The sequence below is a fragment of the Streptomyces sp. NPDC057939 genome, assembly GCF_042887545.1.
Classification (GTDB): domain Bacteria; phylum Actinomycetota; class Actinomycetes; order Streptomycetales; family Streptomycetaceae; genus Streptomyces.
Genome location: NZ_JBHVPG010000040.1, coordinates 23972 through 43618 on the forward strand (window position 1 = coordinate 23972; position 19647 = coordinate 43618).

Sequence of the window (19647 nt, forward strand, 5' to 3'; positions counted from 1 at the left end):
CCTATGCGACTGTCGAGTACAGCTAGCCATTGTGCCATACGCCTGCGGCACGCTCGCCCGCGAGAGGCGCGCCGACCCGGCCCGGAGCCGCCCCGGGCCGTTACGAGGCGGCCGCGGTGACGACCACGTCCGGGATGCGGAACGGCTTCATGCAGCCGCCGCACACGATCGGCGCCTGGGCCAGCACCGACGGGACCACGCGTACGTTGCGCCCGCAGTCGCAGACCGCCTTGACCCGTACGCCGCCGCCGGAGGAACCGTGGCGGGCGGCGGGGCCGCGGAAGCTGCGCTTGGTGTCGGCCGCGGTGGCGACCGTGTGTGCCTTGAGGGCGCGCTGGAGCCGCTCGATGGTGGGGCGGTAGCGCTTCTTCGCCTCGGGATTGAGCGAGACCAGGGAGAAGCCGCTGCTGGCGTGCGGCTCCTCGGAGTGGTCCAGCCCCATCTCCTCGGCGATCGCGAGGAATCTGCGGTTGTGGTAGCGGCCGGCCCGGGAGGTGTCCCGGACTCCGCGGGCGGCTGCGATGCCGTGGACTGCCTCGTGCAGCAGTCGCTCGAAGGAGAGCTCGGCGCCGCAGGCGGACGAGGACTCTCCGATCAGGGACTCGGGCGCGGCAAGGTCAGGCAGCTCGGGGTGGTACCGCTGAATGTCGGCCCACGCCTGCGCCAGCTCTGCGGCGAGAACAGGTGGTGTCGTGCTCACGTCGTGACAACGAGCCGGGGTGCCCCGGTGTTCCGATTCCGGGCCATTCCAAATTTTTTGCACGTACCAGTCAGTTCAGCCTCATGCGTCCGGAGGAGGACGGGTGCGTCGATCTCAGGAGGAGTCGGTACGTAACGAGGACCAAAGACGGCCACGCCCCCGGTGCGCGGCCGAAGCCGCACGCCGGGGGCGTGGCCCTGGAACTCAGTACGAGCGCGCGACGATGGCGAGCGTACCCGGGGCGTCGTCCGTCGCCGGAACCGACCCGTCCGGGGCGATCAGGCAGCGTACGGAGACGGCCTGCTCGGCGAGCTTGGCCTCGCCCTCGGGGCCCAGGTCGGCCCACGGGATGCGCGCCCAGCCACCGGCGATGGCGGCCTCGGCGGCCTCCTCGATGGTCGCGACGTCCGACGTGCGGGACTCGCGGCGCTCGCGGGACTCGCGCAGGAGCTGCGCCTGGTCCTCGTCCAGCACCTTGGGCAGCAGGTCGGCGAGCGCGTCGATCTGCACCGGGGTCTTCCCGCCCGGGATGCGGCGGGCCAGCATCGCGGTACCGGCCTCCAGGTCGCGGGGGCCGATCTCGATGCGGACCGGTACGCCCTTGAGCTCCCAGTCCACTGCGCGGCGGCCGAAGGGGGTGTCGACGCGGTCGTCGACGAACACCCGCAGTCCGGCGGCCTTGAGCTGGGCGCCCAGCTCGCGGACCTTGGCCACGGCCTCGTCGCCCTTGATCGCCATGACGACGACCTGGACGTGGGCCAGGCGCGGCGGGACCCGCAGGCCGTTGTCGTCGCCGTGGGACATGATCAGGCCGCCGACCATGCGGGTGGAGACGCCCCAGGAGGTCTGCCAGACGAGCTCCTGCTTGCCTTCCTTCGACAGGTACTGCGTGTTGAAGGCCTTGGCGAAGTTGGTGCCCAGCTCGTGGCTGGTGCCCAGCTGGAGGGCCTTGCCGTCACCCATCATGCCTTCGAGGGTGAGGGTGTTGATGGCTCCGGCGAAGCGCTCCTTGGCGGTCTTGCGGCCGAGGACGACGTCGATGCCGAGGACGTTCTTCATGAAGTCGCCGTAGACGTCCGTGTGGATCCGCGCCGCGTAGTCGCGGGCGTCCTCGTAGGTGGCGTGGGCCGTGTGGCCCTCCTGCCAGAGGAACTCGCTCGTACGGAGGAACACCCGGGGGCGCATCTCCCAGCGGACCACGTTGGCCCACTGGTTGATCAGCAGGGGCAGGTCGCGGTAGCTCTGGACCCACTTGGAGAAGTAGTCGTTGATGATCGTCTCGGAGGTGGGCCGGACGACGACCGGCTCGTCGAGCTCCTTGCCGCCGCCGTGCGTGACGACCGCGAGCTCGGGGGCGAAGCCCTCGACGTGCTCCGCTTCCTTCGTCAGGTAGGACTGCGGGATGAAGAGCGGGAAGTACGCGTTCTGGGCGCCCGCGTCCTTGATCCGCGCGTCCATCTCCTGCTGCATCCGCTCCCACAGGCCGTAGCCGTACGGTCGGATGACCATGGTGCCGCGGACCGGACCGTTGTCGGCCAGCTCGGCCTTGTTGATCAGATCCTGGTACCAGCGGGGGAAATCCTCCGCCTGCGGGGTGAGAACGGGTGCCTTTGCCATGGCGCGAATGGTACGGCGCCGCGCGCGCCGAGCGTGAATCGGGTGGCGCGCTCCTCTGGACGCGGGGGCGAATGGGGAGTTCCCTGGCAACGGGGGCAAGGGGGCGATACGGAATCAGGAGCGCTCTTTCGATGACACCGACGCCGACGGCGACGCTCGTCGCCCGGGACTGGGCTGAGATCCAGGAACGGATGCTGGTACCGCTCTACGAAGCGGTCTACGACCGGCTGGAGGTCGGGCCGGGTGACCGGCTGCTGGGCCTCGGCTGTGGGGCGGGTCTGCCCCTGCTGCTGGCCGCGGGGCGGGGCGCCGCCGCCACGGGTGTGGAGGCGGATCCGGCGCGCCGGGCGCTGGCCCGGGAACGACTGCTGGAGGTGGTGGCGGATCCCCCGGTGCCCGCCGCACGGCCCTACGACGTCCTGCTGGCCTTCTCGCCGTCCCCGGGGGCGCTGGCCACGGCGCTGCCCGGGGTCCGGCGGGGCGGGGCCGTGGTGCTGGCCGACTGGGGCCCGCCGGAGCGGTGCACGGTGCCCGCGGTGCTGGGCGGCGGCCCGGTGGGGCGGGACCTGGACACCATGGCGGCCCGGGCCGGGCTGGTGCCGGACGGCTCGGGGCGGGTGTTCTGCCCCTTCGGGTACGCGGACGTGGACAGCGCCGTACGCGGTCTGCTGTCGACGGGGTTGTACGACGGCGCGGCCGATCCGGCGCTCGCGGAGAAGGAGCTGTCGGAGGCGCTTCACCCCTTCGAGCGGGGCGACGGCGCCGTCTGGCTGCCGAACATCTTCCGGTACGTCGTCGCCCGCGTGGCCTAACGCGGGCGTTCCGGTTCCGGCTCCCGTCGGGAGCGGGAACCGGACCGGATCCGGTCAGTCGGAGTCGTCGGCGTCGGCGGCGTCCGTTGCGTCCGTTCGGGCCGCGCCCTCCGACGGGTCGTGGTCCTTGGTGAGGCGCGGGATGCCGGCGGCCGCGTACGCCGCCGCCTCGTCGAGGGTTTCGGCGGCCAGCAGGGCCCGCGCGAGGTCGTCGAGCTGGGGGCGGTGCTCGCGCAGCAGCCGGCAGGCGTCCTCGTAGCACTCGTCGACGATCCGCCGCATCTCGTGGTCGACCGCGTCGAGGGTGGCGGGGGCGGCGGCGAGTCCGTAGGGGCTCTGGCCGTCGGAGGGGATCGCGGTGAGGCGGCCTACGCGTTCGCTCATGCCCCAGCGGCCGGCCATGCCGCGGGCGATGTTGGTGACCTGTTCGAGGTCGCTCTCCGAGCCCGTGGTGATGACGTCGTAGACGACGTGTTCGGCGGCCATGCCGCCGAGGGCCCCGATGATCCGGCCGCGGAGGTACTCCTCGGTGTAGGCGTAGCGGTCGGCGTCCGGGGTGGAGAGCGTGACGCCGAGCGCACGGCCGCGCGGGACGATGGTGATCTTGCGGACGGGGTCGGCACCCGGCTGGAGCATGCCCAGGAGGGCGTGCCCGCTCTCGTGGTAGGCCGTGCGGCGGCGCTCCTCCTCCGGCATGACCAGGGAGCGCTCGGCGCCCAGTTGGACCTTCTCCAGCGCGTCGGAGAGGTCGGCCGCGGTCACCGCGTCCTGGCCGCGTTTGACGGCGAGCAGCGCGCCCTCGTTGGCGAGGTTGGCCAGTTCGGCGCCGGTCATGCCGGGGGTGCTGCGGGCCACCCGGTCGAGGTCCACGTCCGGGGCGAGCGGGATGTCCCGGGTGTGGATGCGCAGGATGGCCTCGCGGCCGGGGCGGTCGGGCGGGGAGACGACCACGGTCCGGTCGAAGCGGCCGGGGCGGGTCAGGGCGGGGTCGAGGACGTCGGCCCGGTTGGTGGCGGCGAGGACGACGACGCCCTCGGATCCGGAGAACCCGTCCATCTCGGTGAGGATCTGGTTCAGGGTCTGTTCCCGTTCGTCGTGGCCGCCCATGCCCGCGCCCGCGCCCCGGGCCCGGCCGATGGTGTCGATCTCGTCGATGAAGATGATCGCGGGGGCCACCTTGCGGGCCTCGGCGAAGAGTTCGCGGACCCGGGAGGCGCCGACGCCGACGATCATCTCGATGAACTCGGAGGCGGAGGCGGAGAAGAAGGGCACCCCGGCCTCGCCGGCGACGGCCCGGGCCAGCAGGGTCTTTCCGGTTCCGGGAGGGCCGGAGAGCAGGACTCCGCCGGGCATCCGGGCGCCCATCCTCCGGTACTGCTGCGGGTTCTTGAGGAAGTCGACGACGTCGTTGAGTTCGCCCTCGACCTCGTCGATCCCGGCCACGTCCTCGAAGGTGGTGCGCTGCGCGCCCTCCAGTTCCACGGGTTTGGGCGGGGCCTTGCGGCCCAGGCCGCCCGCGCCGCCCATCGCGGCGCCCATCCGGCGGGCGATGAGCACCCACAGCAGGACCAGCAGGAGCATCGGGGCGAGGGAGATCAGCAGGTTGGCGAGGAAGCTGCGCTGGACGACGACCGGTGAGGCGGTCACGGTCACGTTCTGCTTGGTGAGGTCGGCCCACAGGGCGTCGTCGGCGAAGGCGGGGCGCTGCGTGACGAACTTGGTGTAGTCGCCCTTGTCCCCGTCGGGCAGGGGCTGTTTCGCCTTGAGTTCGCCCTGGATGGCGTCGCCCTTGGAGTAGATCTTCGAGACGTTGCCGTTGGTGACCTGCTTGCTGAACTCCGTGTAGGAGATGACCGGCTCGTCGCCCTCGTTGAAGAACGACAGGACGAGGTTGGTGATGAGGTAGACGATCAGGGCGGCGAGGATCAGTCCGCGCCAGCCGCCGGGCATCTTCTTGCGGGGCGGCGGGGAGGGCGGCGCGCCCTCGGAACGCCAGGGCGTGTCGGCCCGGTCGCGCGGCGGTACGGGGGTGGGGCTGGGCACGGGGCCTCCTTATGCCGTCCTCCCGGCCGACGATAAGGGACAAACGTGATCATCGCCCCCGCAGGTCGCGGGTGGGGAACCCCGGAAGAACGGGGGGAGGGCCCCGGCCGGGCGACCTCGTCGGTCTCCTGCGGCCGGGGCCCTCCCCGACGTGCGTGGCGTGCGCCCTACTTCATGAACTTCTTGAACTCGTCCGGCAGGTCGAAGTCCTGGCCGGCCTGGCCGCCGCCCGCGGGGAGCCCGAACGGGTTGCCGGCCGCGGCCGGCTCGTCCGCCTGGGGACCCTGCTCGCGCCGGGCCGCGGCTGCGGCCTCCTCTTCCTTGCGCTTCATCGGGTTGCCGCTCTTGCGCTTGCCCTTGGCCTGCTTGATCTGCTTCTTCTGCCGGCCGGGGCCGCCGCCCATGCCCGGGATGCCCGGCATGCCGGGCATGCCGCCGCCCTGGGCCATGCGGGACATCATCTTGCGGGCCTCGAAGAAGCGCTCGACGAGGCTCTTGACGGCGCTGACCTCGACGCCGGAGCCCTTGGCGATGCGGGCGCGGCGGGAGCCGTTGATGATGTGCGGGTCGTGGCGCTCGGCCGGGGTCATCGACTTGATGATCGCGGCGGTGCGGTCGACGTCGCGCTCGTCGATGTTGTTGATCTGGTCCTTGATCTGCCCCATGCCCGGCAGCATGCCGAGGAGCTTGGAGATGGAGCCCATCTTGCGGACCTGCTCCATCTGGGCCAGGAAGTCGTCGAGCGTGAACTCCTTGGGACCCTTGGCGAGCTTGGCCGCCATCTTCTCGGCCTCGGCCTGCGAGAAGGTCTTCTCGGCCTGCTCGATGAGGGTGAGCATGTCACCCATGTCGAGGATCCGGCCCGCCATGCGGTCCGGGTGGAAGGCGTCGAACTCGTCGAGCTTCTCGCCGTTCGAGGCGAACATGATCTGCTTGCCCGTGACGTGCGCGATGGAGAGCGCGGCGCCACCGCGGGCGTCACCGTCGAGCTTGGAGAGCACCACGCCGTCGAAGCCGACGCCGTCGCGGAAGGCCTCGGCGGTGTTGACCGCGTCCTGTCCGATCATGGCGTCGACGACGAAGAGGATCTCGTCGGGGCTGACGGCGTCGCGGATGTCCGCGGCCTGCCGCATCAGCTCCTCGTCGATGCCGAGGCGGCCGGCGGTGTCGACGATCACGATGTCGAACTGCTTGTTGCGCGCGTACTCGACGGAGTCCTTCGCGACCTGCACCGGGTCGCCGACGCCGTTGCCCGGCTGGGGCGCGTAGACCGCGACGCCCGCGCGCTCGGCGACGACGGAGAGCTGGTTGACGGCGTTGGGACGCTGGAGGTCGCACGCCACGAGGAGCGGGGAGTGGCCCTGCCCCTTCAGCCAGAGGCCGAGCTTTCCGGCGAGGGTGGTCTTACCGGCACCCTGGAGGCCGGCGAGCATGATCACCGTGGGCGCGGTCTTGGCGAAGCGCAGTCGGCGGGTCTCACCGCCGAGGATGCCCACCAGCTCGTCGTTGACGATCTTCAGGACCTGCTGGCCGGGGTTCAGCGCCTTGCTGACCTCCTCGCCACGGGCCCTTTCCTTGACGTTCGCGATGAAGGAGCGGACCACGGGGAGCGCGACGTCGGCCTCAAGGAGGGCGATACGGATTTCCCGCGCCGCAGCGTCGATGTCCTGCTCGGAGAGGCGGCCTTTGCCCCGGAGGGACTTGAAGGTCGCGCTGAGGCGGTCGGAAAGCGTATCGAACACGGTGGTCGCGATTCCTCGGGTCGGGGGCGTGGTGGTCGTCCCCCAGGGTATCGGGCCGCGCCGCCTGCCCGGCCCTGCGGGCGCCATTGCCTTTCCCGTCCCCTTTCCTCCCCCGTCCCGCCCCGTTCACCGTCCGGGGAGCACGGCGACGGACCGCGGACGGGGAACGGGGACGGGAACGGGCGGTGGGGGCCCCGAGCGCGGACGGCCTACGTCAGCGCGGTCTGCACCGACGCGGCCAGGGCGGCGGCGTCCGCCCCGGTCAGGGGTTTGCCGTCGGCGTCGACGACGTAGACGGTGTCCACGGCGTTGGCGCCCAGGGTGGAGACGTGCGCGCTGCGCACCCGGACCCCGGCCGACTCCAGGGCCCGGCCGATGCGGTGCAGCAACCCGACCGCGTCGGGGGCCCGTACCTCCAGGACGGTGGCCAGCGAGGAGACGTCCGGCACGACCCCGACCCGCGGCGGCGGCGGTACGACTCCCCGCCGCCGCGGGTAGGCCGCCTCGCGGTCCGCGAGCTTCGCCGGGACGTCGAGCGAGCCGTCCAGGGCCCGCATCAGGTCGGTCCGCAGCCGGGCCGCCTGGGGCAGCGCGCCGTATTCGGCGGCCACCCGCCAGCGCAGCACCAGGACCTCGCCGGGCAGGTCCGGGAGTTCCATGGAGCGCAGGTCCGCCGCCCGGACGGTCAGCCGGTGCAGCGCCAGGACCCCGGCGGCGGCCGGGAGCACGCCGGGCTGGTCGGGGACCGCGAGGACCAGTTCCACCCCGACCGCCTCGTCCTCCTCCTCACGGGCGCGCAGCGCCAGCACGGGTTCCCCGGTGCGCAGCGCCTCCACCGCCAGACGTTCCTGTTCGGTGCTCGGGATCTCCGGCTCTCCGGCGGCGGGCGGCGCGCCGCGCAGGACGGCGGCGACCCGCTCCACGAGGTCGGCCACGAGGGAACCCCGCCAGGTGCTCCAGGCCGCGGGGCCCGTCGCGAGGGCGTCGGCCTCGGTCAGGGCGTGCAGGATCTCCAGCGTGCCGACCGAGCCCAGGGCCTCGGCGACGGAACGGACGGTGGCCGGGTCGTCCAGGTCGCGCCGGGTCGCGGTGTCGATGAGCAGCAGGTGGTGGCGTACGAGGACGGCCAGCACCGCGGCGTCCTCGGCGTCGAAGCCCACCCGGACCGCCATGTCCCGGGCGATGGTCTCGCCGGCCACCGAGTGGTCCCCCGGCCACCCCTTGCCGATGTCGTGCAGCAGGGCGGCCATGAGCAGCAGGTCGGGGCGGCCGACCCGGCGGGTCAGGGCGGAGGCCCGTACCGCCGTCTCGATGAGGTGCCGGTCCACCGTCCAGGTGTGCACCGGGTTGCGCTGCGGCCTGCACCGCACCCGTTCCCAGTCGGGGAGCAGGCGGGTGATCAGCCCCTCGGCCTCCAGCGCCTCCCACACCCCGACGGTCGGCTCGCCCGCGCCCAGCAGGGTCACGAGCTGTTCCCGCGCCTCGGCGGGCCAGGGCACCGGCAGCGGTTTCGCCTGGGCCGCGAGGCGGCGCACGGCGTGCAGGGAGACGGGCAGCCCGGCCTGCGCCGCCGCCGCCCCGAACCGCAGGGGCAGTACGGGGTCGCGGTCGGGCCGCGCGGCCAGGGCCAGTACGGCTTCCCCGTCGGACTCGACGACCCCTTCGGCCAGTGGTGCGCGCTCGACTGCCGGGACCCCCCGTGTCCCCAGCAGTCCGCGCAGGCGCGGTCGGGCGGCCCGGGCCCGTAGGACCCGTCCGACCTCGCGCCAGGTGACGTCGCCCGCGTAGGCGATGACCCGTGCGGCCTCGTACACCTCGCGGAGCAGGGCGTCGGAGTCCATCAGGCCGAGCCGGGCGGCGACCTGTTCCTGTTCCTGGAGGGCGAGCCGGTCGGTCGCCCGGCCCGTCACCAGGTGCAGGGCGTCCCGTGCGTCCAGCAGCCGGCGCCTGGCCTCGGCCAGTCCCTCGCGCGGGGCGTCGGCCAGCCAGGACGCGGCCACGGCCCGTAGCGCGGTGGCGTCGCGCAGTCCGCCGCGGGCCTCCTTCAGGTCGGGTTCCAGCAGGAAGCGGAGCTCCCCCGCCCGGTCGGCCCGGTCACGGCACAGGGCGTGCAGTTGCGGGAGCCGTTTGGCGGCCTGGTTGCGCCAGTCGGCGAGGACCGAGGTGCGCAGGCCGGCGAGCAGTCCGGCGTCCCCCGCGACGGGTCGGGCGTCGAGCAGTCCGAGGTGCACCTTGAGGTCCTCGGCGGCGGTCCTGCGGGCCTCCCCCGGGGTGCGCACCGAGTGGTCCAGTGCCAGGCCGAGGTCCCACACGGGGTACCAGAGCCGGTCGGCGAGGGCGGCGAGGGCCCGTGGTTGCGCCTTGCCGTCGTGGAGCAGCAGCAGGTCGAGGTCGCTGCGCGGGGACAGTTCCCCCCGCCCGTAGCCGCCGACGGCCACGAGGGCCGCGCCGCGCACGCCGGTCTCCCGTGCGGCGGTGGCGAACAGGGCGGTCAGCCATTCGTCCGTCAGCGCGGACAGGGCGGATCGCCGGGACGGCCCGGACCGCGACTCCTCCTGGAGGAGTCGCAGCCGGGCCGCGGCGTAGCCGCTGGGTCCCGCGTCGCGCGGATCGTTGTCCGGACCGGTCGTGGTCGGTTCGACGCTCGTCACCCAGGAGCTCCTGTCAGCTAGAGCGCGTCGGCGCCGCGCTCGCCGGTGCGGACCCGGACGACCGAGTCCACGGGGACGCTCCACACCTTGCCGTCGCCGATCTTGCCGGTGCTGGCGACGCGCACGATGAGGTCGATCAGTTCCTCGGCGTCGGTGTCCTCGACGAGGACCTCGACGCGGATCTTCGGTACGAGGTCCACGGTGTACTCGGCGCCCCGGTAGACCTCGGTGTGGCCGCGCTGGCGTCCGTACCCGCTGGCCTCGGAGACGGTGAGTCCCTGGACCCCGAACGCCTGGAGGGCTTCCTTGATCTCGTCCAGCTTGTACGGCTTGACGATCGCGGTGATCAGCTTCATGCGTCTACCTTCTTGCTCGCTGCGGCGGTGGCGGGTGCGGGGGCGGTGCGCGTGGCCGCTCCGCCGCCGGCTCCGCTGAAGTCGTAGGCGGTCTCGGCGTGCTCGACCTGGTCGATGCCGGAGACCTCGACGTCCTCGCTGACCCGCATCCCCATCGTCTTGTCGAGGAGGAGGGCGAGGATCGCCGATGCGACGAGAGAGTAGGCGAGGACGGCGAAGACGCCGATGGCCTGCTTGCCGAGTTGTTCGAGGCCGCCGCCGTAGAAGAGGCCCGCCGCGTCGGACTGGACCCCGCCCGTGGCGAAGAAGCCGACGAGGAGGGAGCCCGCGATGCCTCCGACGAGGTGCACGCCGACCACGTCGAGGGAGTCGTCGTAGCCGAACTTGTACTTGAGGCCGACGGCCATGGCGCACAGGACACCGGCGATGGCGCCGACGGCGATCGCGCCGAGCGGGCTGACGGATCCACCGGCGGGGGTGATGGCGACGAGGCCGGCGACGGCGCCGGAGGCGGCGCCGAGGGTGGTGAAGGAGCCGTGGCGCAGCTTCTCGTAGGCGAGCCAGGCGAGCATGGCGGCGGCGGTGGCGACCTGGGTGTTGACGAACATGACGGCGCCGACGCCGTCGTCGTTGCCGAGCCAGGATCCGGCGTTGAAGCCGAACCAGCCGAACCACAGCAGGCCGGCGCCGAGCATCACGAGGGGGAGGCTGTGCGGGCGCATCGGGTCCTTCTTGAAGCCGACGCGCTTGCCGATGACCAGGATGACGCCGAGGGCCGCGGCGCCCGCGTTGATGTGGACGGCGGTGCCGCCCGCGAAGTCGATGACGCCGAGCTCGAAGAGCCAGCCGCCGGCGCCCCACACCCAGTGGGCGACGGGGAAGTAGACGACGGTGACCCACAGGGCGGTGAACAGCACCCAGGCGCTGAACTTGACGCGGTCGGCGAGGGCGCCGCTGATGAGGGCCGGGGTGATGACGGCGAACATCAGCTGGAAGACGGCGAAGACGTACACGGGGATGGTGTAGCCGTCCCAGAGCTCGGTGATCCCGATGCCGCTGAGGCCGACGTAGTCGGAGTTCCAGCCGATGAGGGAGCCGTGGTCGGTGCCGAAGGCGAGGCTGAAGCCGTAGAGGACCCACAGGATCGTCACGATCCCGAGGCTGATGAAGCTCATCATCAGCATGTTGAGGCTGCTCTTGACGCGGACCATGCCTCCGTAGAAGAAGGCGAGTCCCGGGGTCATCAGCATGACCAGGGCGGAGCAGATGAGCATGAACCCGGTGTTCGCGGCAGACAGCGTCGGGGCGTCTGCCGCGAGGGTCGTGATGGCTGATGCCATCGGCGTCTCCTCGTCGTCGGTACGTTCGCGTGCGGGCGATCGTGAAAACCTGAGCGGCGTTAAGGGGTCCGGTCGGTGGGGGCCGGCCGGTTAATGGCCCTGAGATTCGCGCAGGCCGGTTTCCGGCGGCGCCGCTGGGTGTTTCGCCCCGATGACGAAGAGGTCGGGCGTGTTACGCGTCCATGAACGGATCATGGTGGGGGTCCGGCCGCGGCGGTGACCCGGGAGACCTGGCTGGGGGAGCCTGATCGGGCTTCACGGGGTGACTGCCGCGGCCGGGGCCTTGGGGGCGGCCGCGAGGGCCGTCAGACGGCCTCGGCCGCTTCGGGGAGGCGGGAGGCGAGGAGGTCGGTCAGGCGGACCACCTCGGCGACGTCGCCGTACTCACGGGCGGCGGTGTCCACGGTCTTGCGCAGTCGGGTGTTCACCCGTTCGGAGCGCACCTTTCGCGCCACGTCGAGTGCTTGGTCGACGAGGACGGCGGCCTGCTCGGGCTCGCGCTGGAGCAGGTGGACGGTGGCCATGCCGACGAGGTTCAGGGCGTACGAGCGCTGGTGCACGTCGTCCTTGGCGAAGAGGTCGACGGCGCGTTCCATGACCGGTTCGGCGAGGGAGGCGTAGGTGGGGCTGCGGCCTGCGACGTAGGCCAGGTCGCGGTACGAGTGGGAGTTCTCGCCGTTGAGTTCGGCCTCGGAGAAGAAGCCGATCCAGTCGGGTTCGGGCTCCCCCCCGAGGCCGACGTCGGAGAAGGTGTCCTCGGCCATCCGGACGGCGCGCTTGCAGCGGCTGGGCTGGCCCATGTTGGCGTAGGCGCGGGCCTCCATCGCATACAGCATGGCCTGGGTGCGGGGGCCGGCGCAGTCGCGGCTGCCGTACTGCGCGAGGTGGATGAGTTCCAGCGCGTCCTCGGGGCGGCCCAGGTGGATCATCTGGCGGCTCATGCTGGACAGGATGTACGAGCCGAGCGGCTTGTCGCCGCCCTCCTTGGCGGCGTGCAGCGCGAGGACGAAGTACTTCTGGGCGGTGGGGTGCAGGCCGATGTCGTAGCTCATCCAACCGGCGAGCTCGGCGAGTTCGGCGGCCACCTTGAACAGCCTCTTCATGACCGGGGCGGGGTGGTTCTCCTGGAGGAGGTCGGTGACCTCGTGCAGTTGGCCCACGACGGCCTTGCGGCGCAGTCCGCCGCCGCACTGGGCGTCCCACTGGCGGAACATGACCGTGGTGGCTTCGAGGAGGTCGAGTTCCGGTTCGGACAGCCGGGGCGGGCGGTGGCCGGTCTGCTGGACGAGGTCGCGCGATCCGGGGTCGGCGGCGGGGACGGGGACGAGCCAGCGCTGCATGGGCTCGATGAGGGCGGGGCCGGCGGAGAGCGCGAGCGAGGTGCCGAGGAAGCCGCGACGGGCCAGCATCAGGTCGCTGCGGGAGAACTCGCTGAGCAGTTCCACGGTCTGCGGTCCGGCCCAGGGCAGGTCGACGCCGGAGACGGACGGGGTCTGGTGGGCGGTGCGCAGGCCGAGCTGTTCGATGGCGACGACGGACCCGAAGCGTTCGGAGAACAGCTCGGAGAGGATGCGCGGCACGGGTTCGCGGGGTTGTTCCCCGTCGAGCCAGCGGCGGACCCGCGAGGTGTCCGTGCTGATGTGGTGGGCGCCCATCTGACGGGCCCGACGGTTGACCTGGCGGGCGAGTTCGCCCTTGGACCAGCCGCTGCGGACGAACCACGACGTCAGCTGGACATTGCGGTCGGCGGATTCATCGACCGTTCCGCTCGCGCCGTTGCCGCTCACTGGAACGCCCCCATCCGCATCGCTTCTCCACACGGAACCCTGGCCGTGGCGGCCCGGACCGTCGGGGACCTTCACAGGTCCTCCACGGATTGCCTCCGGCATACCCATCATCGGGTACGCGTCCAGGTTCGTGCACCGAAAGTAATCCTACGATCACCCCTGCCGCGAGGTCGATTCCAGAAACGCCACCATTCGCCACCCCTTCGAATGAACTCGCCACCGGCCAGGCGCGATTCACTTGACACGAAGGCGGAACGGAGTGGTTGGTCGGGAGTGCGCTCGGGGCGCGCGCGGCGAGGAGTGCGCCGGGTGGGTCCGACCGGAGGACGCGACGCGCCCGACCGCCCACAGGTCCCGCCGACGTCGTAACCACCGGCGCGTCCGACCCGTTGGAGGGGGCATGGGCATGGGCTTCACGATCGGCGGCAGCCGCGGCACCAAGGAGTTCCGTACCGGCGCCCGGCGCCGCGGCCGGACCTCGGAGTGCACGACGGTGGCGGAGTACACGGGGCTGTGGGGCTGGGACGTGAGGCCCGGCGCCAGGGCCGCCGGTCCCTCGCGGGATTGCTCCTGCGGTCATACGAACTGCGGTGCGCCGGGGGCGCATCCGCTGGACTTCGCTCCCACCGTCCCCGCGGGCGCCACCCTCGACGAGGTCACCGAGGTCTGGGGCGAGTACCCGGGCGCGGCGATCATGCTCCCGGTCGGCCGCGCCTTCGACGTCATCGAGGTGTCCGCGGAAGCGGGCCGTCGGGCCCTGGTCCGACTGGAGCGGATGGGGCTGCCGCTGGGACCGGTGACGACGACCCCGGACGGCCGCGCGCAGTTCTTCGTGGCTCCCGGCGCCGCCGCCGAGCTGCCGCAGCTGCTGTACCGGATGGGCTGGGACGACGCCGATCTGGACCTGCGCGCCCTGGGCCCCGGCGCCTTCCTGACCGCCCCGCCCTCCGACCACGCGGGCCTCGGCCCGGCCGACTGGCTGCGCAGGCCCGCCCTGGACTGCGCGGGCGGCCCGCCGCAGGCCCGGCTGCTGCTGGGCACGCTGGCCTACATCTGCCACCGCTTCCGGCGCTGACGCCCCCCACACGCGACGGTGCCCCCGGTCCGATCGGACCGGGGGCACCGTGGTGCGGAGCGGCGCCCTCGGGCGCTTCCGGGCGTTCTCAGTCGCCGATCAGGGCGTCGACGAACGCCTCCGGCTCGAAGGGGGCCAGGTCGTCCGGACCCTCACCGAGGCCGATGAGCTTGACCGGGACGCCGAGCGCGCGCTGGACGGCGACGACGATGCCGCCCTTGGCGGTGCCGTCGAGCTTGGTGAGGACGATGCCGGTGATGTCCACGACCTCGGCGAAGACGCGGGCCTGCGTCAGGCCGTTCTGGCCGGTGGTGGCGTCGAGGACGAGCAGGATCTCGTCCAGCGGGCCGTGCTTCTCCACGACGCGCTTGACCTTGCCGAGCTCGTCCATGAGGCCGGTCTTGGTGTGGAGCCGGCCGGCGGTGTCGATGAGCACCACGTCGGCACCCTCGGCGATGCCCTCCTTGACCGCGTCGTAGGCGATCGACGCCGGGTCGCCGCCCTCGGGACCGCGCACGGTGCGCGCCCCGACCCGCTCGCCCCAGGTCTGGAGCTGGTCGGCGGCGGCCGCGCGGAAGGTGTCGGCGGCGCCGAGGACCACGCTGCGGCCGTCGGCGACGAGGACGCGGGCGAGCTTGCCGGTGGTGGTGGTCTTGCCGGTGCCGTTGACGCCGACGACCATCACGACGGCCGGGGTGTCGACGCCGCTCTCGGTCTTCACGGAGCGGTCGAAGTCGGTGCCGACCAGCGCCACCAGCTCTTCCTTGAGCAGGGCGCGCAGCTCGGCGGGGGTGCGGGTGCCGAGCACCTTGACCCGCTCGCGGAGCCGCTCGACCAGCTCCTGGGTCGGCGCGACGCCCACGTCGGCGATGAGGAGGGTCTCCTCGATCTCCTCCCAGGTGTCCTCGTCGAGGTGCTCGCGCGAGAGCAGCGTGAGCAGCCCCTTGCCGAGGGAGTTCTGCGAACGGGCGAGCCGCGCCCGCAGCCGGACCAGGCGGCCGGCGGTGGGCTCGGGCACCTCGATCTCGGGCGCGGCGGGGGCCTCGACGACCGGATCCTCGACCGCGACCGGGGAGGCGAGGGCGGCCTCGGCGTCGGGGAGGGTGACCTCCTCGATCGTGCGGCGCGGCTCTTCCGCCGTCGGTGCGGCGTCCTCCCCCACCTGCGGTTCGGCGGGCGGGGCAGTGATGGTCGGCGTGCTCGGCGGCGCCGTGGGGGGCAGCTGCTTCTTCTTGCGGCTGCTGACCACGAGCCCGCTGATCGCGCCGACCGCGACCAGGGCGATGACTACAGCAAGGATCAGGATTTCCATAACAGAGTCAGTATGCGCGACCACGTCCGCGGCGGTCCGTCGGTCCCGCCCGGGCGTTTTCGGCCGTTCCCCGGGAGCACTAAGACTCTATTTGGGCTTTTAGCGAGGAATCTATGATGATGGTCGACTCCCCCTCCCTGCCCCCACGGAGTAGCGCATGCCTGCCGAGACCGCCGACGGCGCGATAGTCGCCCCGGCCGAGACCGCCGTCGAGACCCGCGGCCTGGAGCCCGTACCCGACGGCGAGCGCACCGGCCGGGTCCGCGAGCTCGTGCCCACCTGGGTCGCCGCGAACATCAGCGTGCTGCTGCTCACCATGGGCGCGGGCCTGGTGATCCTGAACGGACTGAACATCTGGCAGGTGCTGGTCGTGGCGGTCGCCGCGCCCGTGATCTCGTACGGGCTCGTCGGGCTGATCTCCATCGCCGGCAAGCGCGGCGGGGCGCCCGGCATGGCGCTGTCCCGGGCCGTCTTCGGCCAGCGCGGGAACCTGTTCCCGGGCGCGCTGATCTGGGTGGCCCGGTGGGGCTGGGAGACGATCAACGCGGTCAGCGGGGCCTACGCCGTCCTGACCGTCCTGGACCTGCTCTTCGGGATCCGGAGCAACACCGCGCTCATCGTGCTCACCCTGCTCCTGTTCGTGGGCTGCACCTTCGTGGTCTCGGGGCTCGGCATCAACGCGCTGCGCGTCTGCTCCACCTGGTCGACGTACCTGTTCGGCGGCTTCAGCGTGCTGGTGCTCGGCTACCTGCTGTTCACGACCGACTGGTCGGCCGTCTTCGACAAGCCGGCCGGCTCCACGGCGATGATGATCGCGGGCATCGGCACCATCGCGGCGGGCGGCATCAGCTGGGTGCCCTCCGGCCCGGACTTCACCCGGTACCTGCCCCGCACCGCCTCCTCGCGGGGCATGGTCGGCGCGACGATCGGCGGCGCGGGCGTCGTGGTGCTGCCGATGGTCCTGATGGGCGCCGTGATGGCCGTCGGCACGCCGGACCTGGCCACCGCCCAGGACCCGGTCTCCTTCATCGGCGAGCTGCTGCCCATCTGGCTGGCGGTCCCGTACCTGCTCATCGCGCTGATCGGCATGCTGCTGATCAACTCGATGTCCATGTACTCGGCCGGTTTCACCGCGCAGACGCTCGGCATCAAGGTCCCGCGCGCCTGGGCCGTGAGCGTCAACGCCGTCATCAGCCTGGTCTTCGGCTTCCTGCTGATGGTCGTGGCCACGAGCTTCTTCGGCTCGTTCATCTCCTTCCTGACGCTGCTGGCCGTGGCCTTCTCCGCCTGGATCGGGGTGTTCGGCGTGGACATGCTCCGCCGCCGGACGTACGACGGCGCCGCGCTGCTGGACACCACCCCCACCAGCGCCTACTGGTACCGGGGCGGGTTCGCCTGGCAGGCGATGACGGCCTGGGCGCTCGCCCTGGTGACGGGCCTGCTGTTCACCAAGGTGGACTGGTTCAGCGGGCCGCTGGCCTCCACCTGGATCGGACAGAACGGCCTCGGTTGGGTGACCGGCATCGTCACCTCCGGCGTGCTCTACGCCGTCCTGCCGCGCAGGGCGCCGGTCGGGCCCGCGGCCGCCTCCCCGGAGGACCGCGCGCCCGCGCGGACCCTGTCCAACTGACGCTGCGTCAGCTAACGTCCCCCTTCGCCCACCCACCTCAGGCGAAGGGGGACTCCTCCATGCCCATCACCGTGGCCCGGTTCAATCTGGTCGACCCGAACGGCACCCCCGAGACCCTCTCCGCCCGCTACCGTGCGGCGCTGGAAATGGCCGTCTACGCGGACCAGCACGGCATCGACACCCTCCAGACCGAGGAGCACCACGGCACCGCGAACAACTGGATGCCCTCGCCCTTCACCTTCGCGGGCGCGGTCTTCGGCGCGACCCGCCGGCTCACGGTGACCGTCTCCGCGATCATCGGCCCGTTGCACGACCCCCTGAAGGTCGCCGAGGACATCGCGGTCCTGGACCTGCTGAGCGGGGGGCGCCTCGTCACCGTGGCGGGGATCGGCTACCGGCCCGAGGAGTACGAGCAGCACGGCGTGGAGTGGGGCCGTCGCGGCAGGCTCCAGGACGAGCTGTTGGAGACCCTGCTGAAGGCGTGGACCGGCGAGCCGTTCACCTTCCGCGGCAGGACCGTACGGGTCACCCCGCGCCCCCTGACCCGGCCGCACCCGCTGCTCCTGGTCGGCGGCAGCTCGGAGGCGGCGGCCCGCCGCGCGGCCCGGCTGGGGCTGCCCTTCTTCCCGAGCGCGCACCTGCCGGAGCTGGAGGCCTACTACCGGGAGAAGCTCGCGGAGTACGGCACGGAGGGGTTCTGCATGATGCCCGCGGCCGTGACGCCGCTGCTGCACCTCGCGGAGGACCCCGACCGGGCGTGGGCCGAGTACGGCGGGCACTTCCTGCACGAGGCCGCGACGTACGCCTCCTGGCAGTCCAAGGACATCCGCAGCGCGGTGCGCTCGCGCGCGCGCACGGTCGAGGAGCTCCGCGCGGAGGGGGTGTACCGGATCCTGAGCCCGGAGCAGGCGGTGGACTTCGCCCGGGAGGCGGGCGAGGCGGGGAACCTGGTGCTGCACCCGCTGTGCGGGGGGATGCCGCTGGACGAGGGCCGGCGGAGCCTGCAGTTGCTGTGCGAACGGGTACTGCCCCGACTCAAGGACTGAGCCGGGGCAGCGCCGAGGGAGGAGAGGGGGTGGTGGCGGGGATGATTACCCCATCTCCTCCAACGCCTTGCCCTTGGTCTCCGGCACCCATTTGAGGATGAAGGGGATCGAGAGCACGGCGAAGACCGCGTAGATGACGTAGGCGCCGGACAGGTTCCAGTCCGAGAGGGTCGGGAACGACACGGTGATGACCCAGTTGGCGATCCACTGGGCGGCGGCGGCCACGCCGAGGGCCGCGGCGCGGATGCGCCCGGGGAACATCTCGCCGAGCAGCACCCAGACCACCACGCCCCAGGACAGGGCGAAGAAGAGGACGAAGGTGTTGGCGGCGATGAGGGCGACGAGGCCCTGGGTCTGCGGCAGGGCGATCTCACCGCCGCTGGTGTCCTTGTAGGAGAAGGCCCACGCGGCGAGCGCGAGGGAGATCGCCATGCCGACCGAGCCGATGAGGGCCAGCGGCTTGCGGCCGATCCGGTCGACGAACAGCATCGCGATCACCGTACCGATGATGTTCACGACGGACGTCTCGAAGGAGTACAGGAACGAGGAGCTGGGGTCGATGCCGACCGACTGCCACAGCGAGGAGCTGTAGTAGAAGATCACGTTGATGCCGACGAGCTGCTGGAACACGGAGAGGCCGATGCCGATCCAGACGATCGGCAGGAAGCCGAAGCGGCCGCCGAGCAGGTCCTTGAAGGTCGACTTCTGCTCCGAGTGGATGGCGCTGTCGATCTCGTGGACGCGGGCGTCCGCGTCGATGCCCTCGCCCTCGACCTCGCGCAGGACCGTCTTGGCCTTCTCCATCCGGCCGACGGAGACGAGGAAGCGCGGGGACTCGGGGATCGCGAAGGACAGCAGGCCGTAGAGCACGGCCGGGACGACCATGACGCCGAGCATCCACTGCCAGGCTTCCAGGCCGCCGAGCTCGCCGCGCTGGTCGCCGCCGGCGAGGTTGAGGATGCCCCAGTTGACCAGCTGCGAGACGGCGATGCCGATGACGATGGCGGCCTGCTGGAAGGAGGCGAGCCGGCCGCGGTAGGCGGGCGGGGACACCTCGGCGATGTAGGCGGGACCGATCACCGAGGCCATGCCGATGCCGAAGCCGCCGATGACCCGCCACAGCGCGAGGTCCCAGAGGGCGAACGGCAGGGCGGAGCCGATGGCGCTCGCGGTGAAGAGGACCGCTGCGATCTGCATGCAGCGGATTCGGCCGATCCGGTCGGCGATGCGGCCGGCCGTGGCCGCGCCGAGGGCGCAGCCGATGAGTGCCGCGGCGATCACCTGGGCGAGGGTGCCGGAACCGACGTCGAAGCGGTCACGGATGGCTTCGACGGCTCCGTTGATGACGGAACTGTCGTAGCCGAAGAGGAATCCGCCCATGGCCGCGGCCGCGGTGATGAAGATGACGTGCCCGAGGTGTTCGGGCTGCGGCGAGCCGCCGCCCGGCGCGGGTGCCTTCGCTGTGCTGCTGGTCAAGGTGCGCTCCGTGGGGGTTTTGTCCGTTCTCCTAGTGGCGCACAGGTCAAGATCGGGCAC

General features: G+C 71.9%; 14 protein-coding genes. 4 read left to right on the forward strand and 10 right to left on the reverse strand.

Going from position 1 to position 19647, the window contains the following annotated elements; all coding sequences use genetic code 11:
• Positions 1 to 100: 100 nt before the first annotated feature.
• Together ACFVS6_RS31600 and proS are read right to left on the reverse strand one after the other, a co-directional pair.
• Entirely contained in the window at positions 101 to 700 is a 600-nt protein-coding gene (locus ACFVS6_RS31600; protein ID WP_281206313.1) for a hypothetical protein, read from the reverse strand.
• 204 nt (positions 701 to 904) lie between these two features.
• On the reverse strand, positions 905 to 2317 hold the full coding sequence (gene proS, locus ACFVS6_RS31605; RefSeq protein WP_389709241.1) for a proline--tRNA ligase: 1413 nt from the start codon (positions 2315 to 2317) through the stop codon (positions 905 to 907).
• 131 nt (positions 2318 to 2448) lie between these two features.
• Between proS and ACFVS6_RS31610 the strand changes: the two genes are divergently transcribed.
• The gene (locus tag ACFVS6_RS31610; RefSeq protein WP_389709243.1) at positions 2449 to 3129 is read left to right on the forward strand and encodes a methyltransferase type 11; all 681 of its coding nucleotides are present in this window, start codon (positions 2449 to 2451) and stop codon (positions 3127 to 3129) included.
• A 54-nt stretch (positions 3130 to 3183) separates the two neighbouring features.
• Here the strand turns inward: ACFVS6_RS31610 and ftsH are convergent, their stop codons facing one another.
• The 6 genes from ftsH to ACFVS6_RS31640 form a co-directional block, all read right to left on the reverse strand.
• On the reverse strand, positions 3184 to 5079 hold the full coding sequence (gene ftsH, locus ACFVS6_RS31615) for an ATP-dependent zinc metalloprotease FtsH (protein ID WP_389709314.1): 1896 nt from the start codon (positions 5077 to 5079) through the stop codon (positions 3184 to 3186).
• 260 nt (positions 5080 to 5339) lie between these two features.
• The gene (gene ffh / locus ACFVS6_RS31620; protein WP_389709245.1) at positions 5340 to 6914 is read right to left on the reverse strand and encodes a signal recognition particle protein; all 1575 of its coding nucleotides are present in this window, start codon (positions 6912 to 6914) and stop codon (positions 5340 to 5342) included.
• A 209-nt stretch (positions 6915 to 7123) separates the two neighbouring features.
• The gene (locus ACFVS6_RS31625) at positions 7124 to 9565 is read right to left on the reverse strand and encodes a [protein-PII] uridylyltransferase (RefSeq protein ID WP_389709246.1); all 2442 of its coding nucleotides are present in this window, start codon (positions 9563 to 9565) and stop codon (positions 7124 to 7126) included.
• 17 nt (positions 9566 to 9582) lie between these two features.
• On the reverse strand, positions 9583 to 9921 hold the full coding sequence (locus tag ACFVS6_RS31630) for a P-II family nitrogen regulator (protein WP_362875886.1): 339 nt from the start codon (positions 9919 to 9921) through the stop codon (positions 9583 to 9585).
• Positions 9918 to 11261, reverse strand: a complete 1344-nt coding sequence (locus ACFVS6_RS31635; RefSeq protein WP_281206319.1) for an ammonium transporter — start codon at positions 11259 to 11261, stop codon at positions 9918 to 9920. The genes ACFVS6_RS31630 and ACFVS6_RS31635 overlap by 4 nt, the downstream gene beginning before the upstream one ends.
• A 305-nt stretch (positions 11262 to 11566) precedes the next feature.
• Positions 11567 to 13048 (reverse strand): hypothetical protein, encoded by a 1482-nt coding sequence (locus ACFVS6_RS31640; protein WP_389709249.1) that lies wholly within the window; start codon positions 13046 to 13048, stop codon positions 11567 to 11569.
• A gap of 406 nt (positions 13049 to 13454) precedes the next feature.
• Between ACFVS6_RS31640 and ACFVS6_RS31645 the strand changes: the two genes are divergently transcribed.
• A complete protein-coding gene (locus ACFVS6_RS31645) occupies positions 13455 to 14123 on the forward strand; it encodes a bifunctional DNA primase/polymerase (RefSeq protein WP_389709315.1) in 669 nt (222 codons plus the stop codon).
• An 88-nt stretch (positions 14124 to 14211) separates the two neighbouring features.
• Here ACFVS6_RS31645 and ftsY read toward each other — a convergent pair whose 3' ends face one another.
• The gene (ftsY, locus tag ACFVS6_RS31650; protein ID WP_389709251.1) at positions 14212 to 15435 is read right to left on the reverse strand and encodes a signal recognition particle-docking protein FtsY; all 1224 of its coding nucleotides are present in this window, start codon (positions 15433 to 15435) and stop codon (positions 14212 to 14214) included.
• 157 nt (positions 15436 to 15592) lie between these two features.
• Here ftsY and ACFVS6_RS31655 point away from each other — a divergent pair, with 157 nt between their 5' ends.
• On the forward strand, positions 15593 to 17065 hold the full coding sequence (locus ACFVS6_RS31655) for a cytosine permease (RefSeq protein ID WP_389709253.1): 1473 nt from the start codon (positions 15593 to 15595) through the stop codon (positions 17063 to 17065).
• Between the two features lie 59 nt (positions 17066 to 17124).
• Positions 17125 to 18111, forward strand: a complete 987-nt coding sequence (locus tag ACFVS6_RS31660) for an LLM class flavin-dependent oxidoreductase (protein WP_389709256.1) — start codon at positions 17125 to 17127, stop codon at positions 18109 to 18111.
• Between the two features lie 45 nt (positions 18112 to 18156).
• Here the strand turns inward: ACFVS6_RS31660 and ACFVS6_RS31665 are convergent, their stop codons facing one another.
• Positions 18157 to 19587, reverse strand: a complete 1431-nt coding sequence (locus tag ACFVS6_RS31665) for a sugar porter family MFS transporter (protein ID WP_389709258.1) — start codon at positions 19585 to 19587, stop codon at positions 18157 to 18159.
• Between the last annotated feature and the right edge of the window lie 60 nt (positions 19588 to 19647).

Coding starts and splice junctions, on each gene's coding strand:
- ACFVS6_RS31655 (WP_389709253.1), top strand. CDS start 15,593: ATGCCTGCCGAGACCGCCGACGGCGCGATAGTCGCCCCGGCCGAGACC.
- ACFVS6_RS31630 (WP_362875886.1), bottom strand. CDS start 9,921: ATGAAGCTGATCACCGCGATCGTCAAGCCGTACAAGCTGGACGAGATC.
- ACFVS6_RS31645 (WP_389709315.1), top strand. CDS start 13,455: ATGGGCTTCACGATCGGCGGCAGCCGCGGCACCAAGGAGTTCCGTACC.
- ACFVS6_RS31635 (WP_281206319.1), bottom strand. CDS start 11,261: ATGGCATCAGCCATCACGACCCTCGCGGCAGACGCCCCGACGCTGTCT.
- ftsH (WP_389709314.1), bottom strand. CDS start 5,079: ATGCCCGGCGGCTGGCGCGGACTGATCCTCGCCGCCCTGATCGTCTAC.
- ACFVS6_RS31660 (WP_389709256.1), top strand. CDS start 17,125: ATGCCCATCACCGTGGCCCGGTTCAATCTGGTCGACCCGAACGGCACC.
- proS (WP_389709241.1), bottom strand. CDS start 2,317: ATGGCAAAGGCACCCGTTCTCACCCCGCAGGCGGAGGATTTCCCCCGC.
- ftsY (WP_389709251.1), bottom strand. CDS start 15,435: ATGGAAATCCTGATCCTTGCTGTAGTCATCGCCCTGGTCGCGGTCGGC.
- ACFVS6_RS31610 (WP_389709243.1), top strand. CDS start 2,449: ATGACACCGACGCCGACGGCGACGCTCGTCGCCCGGGACTGGGCTGAG.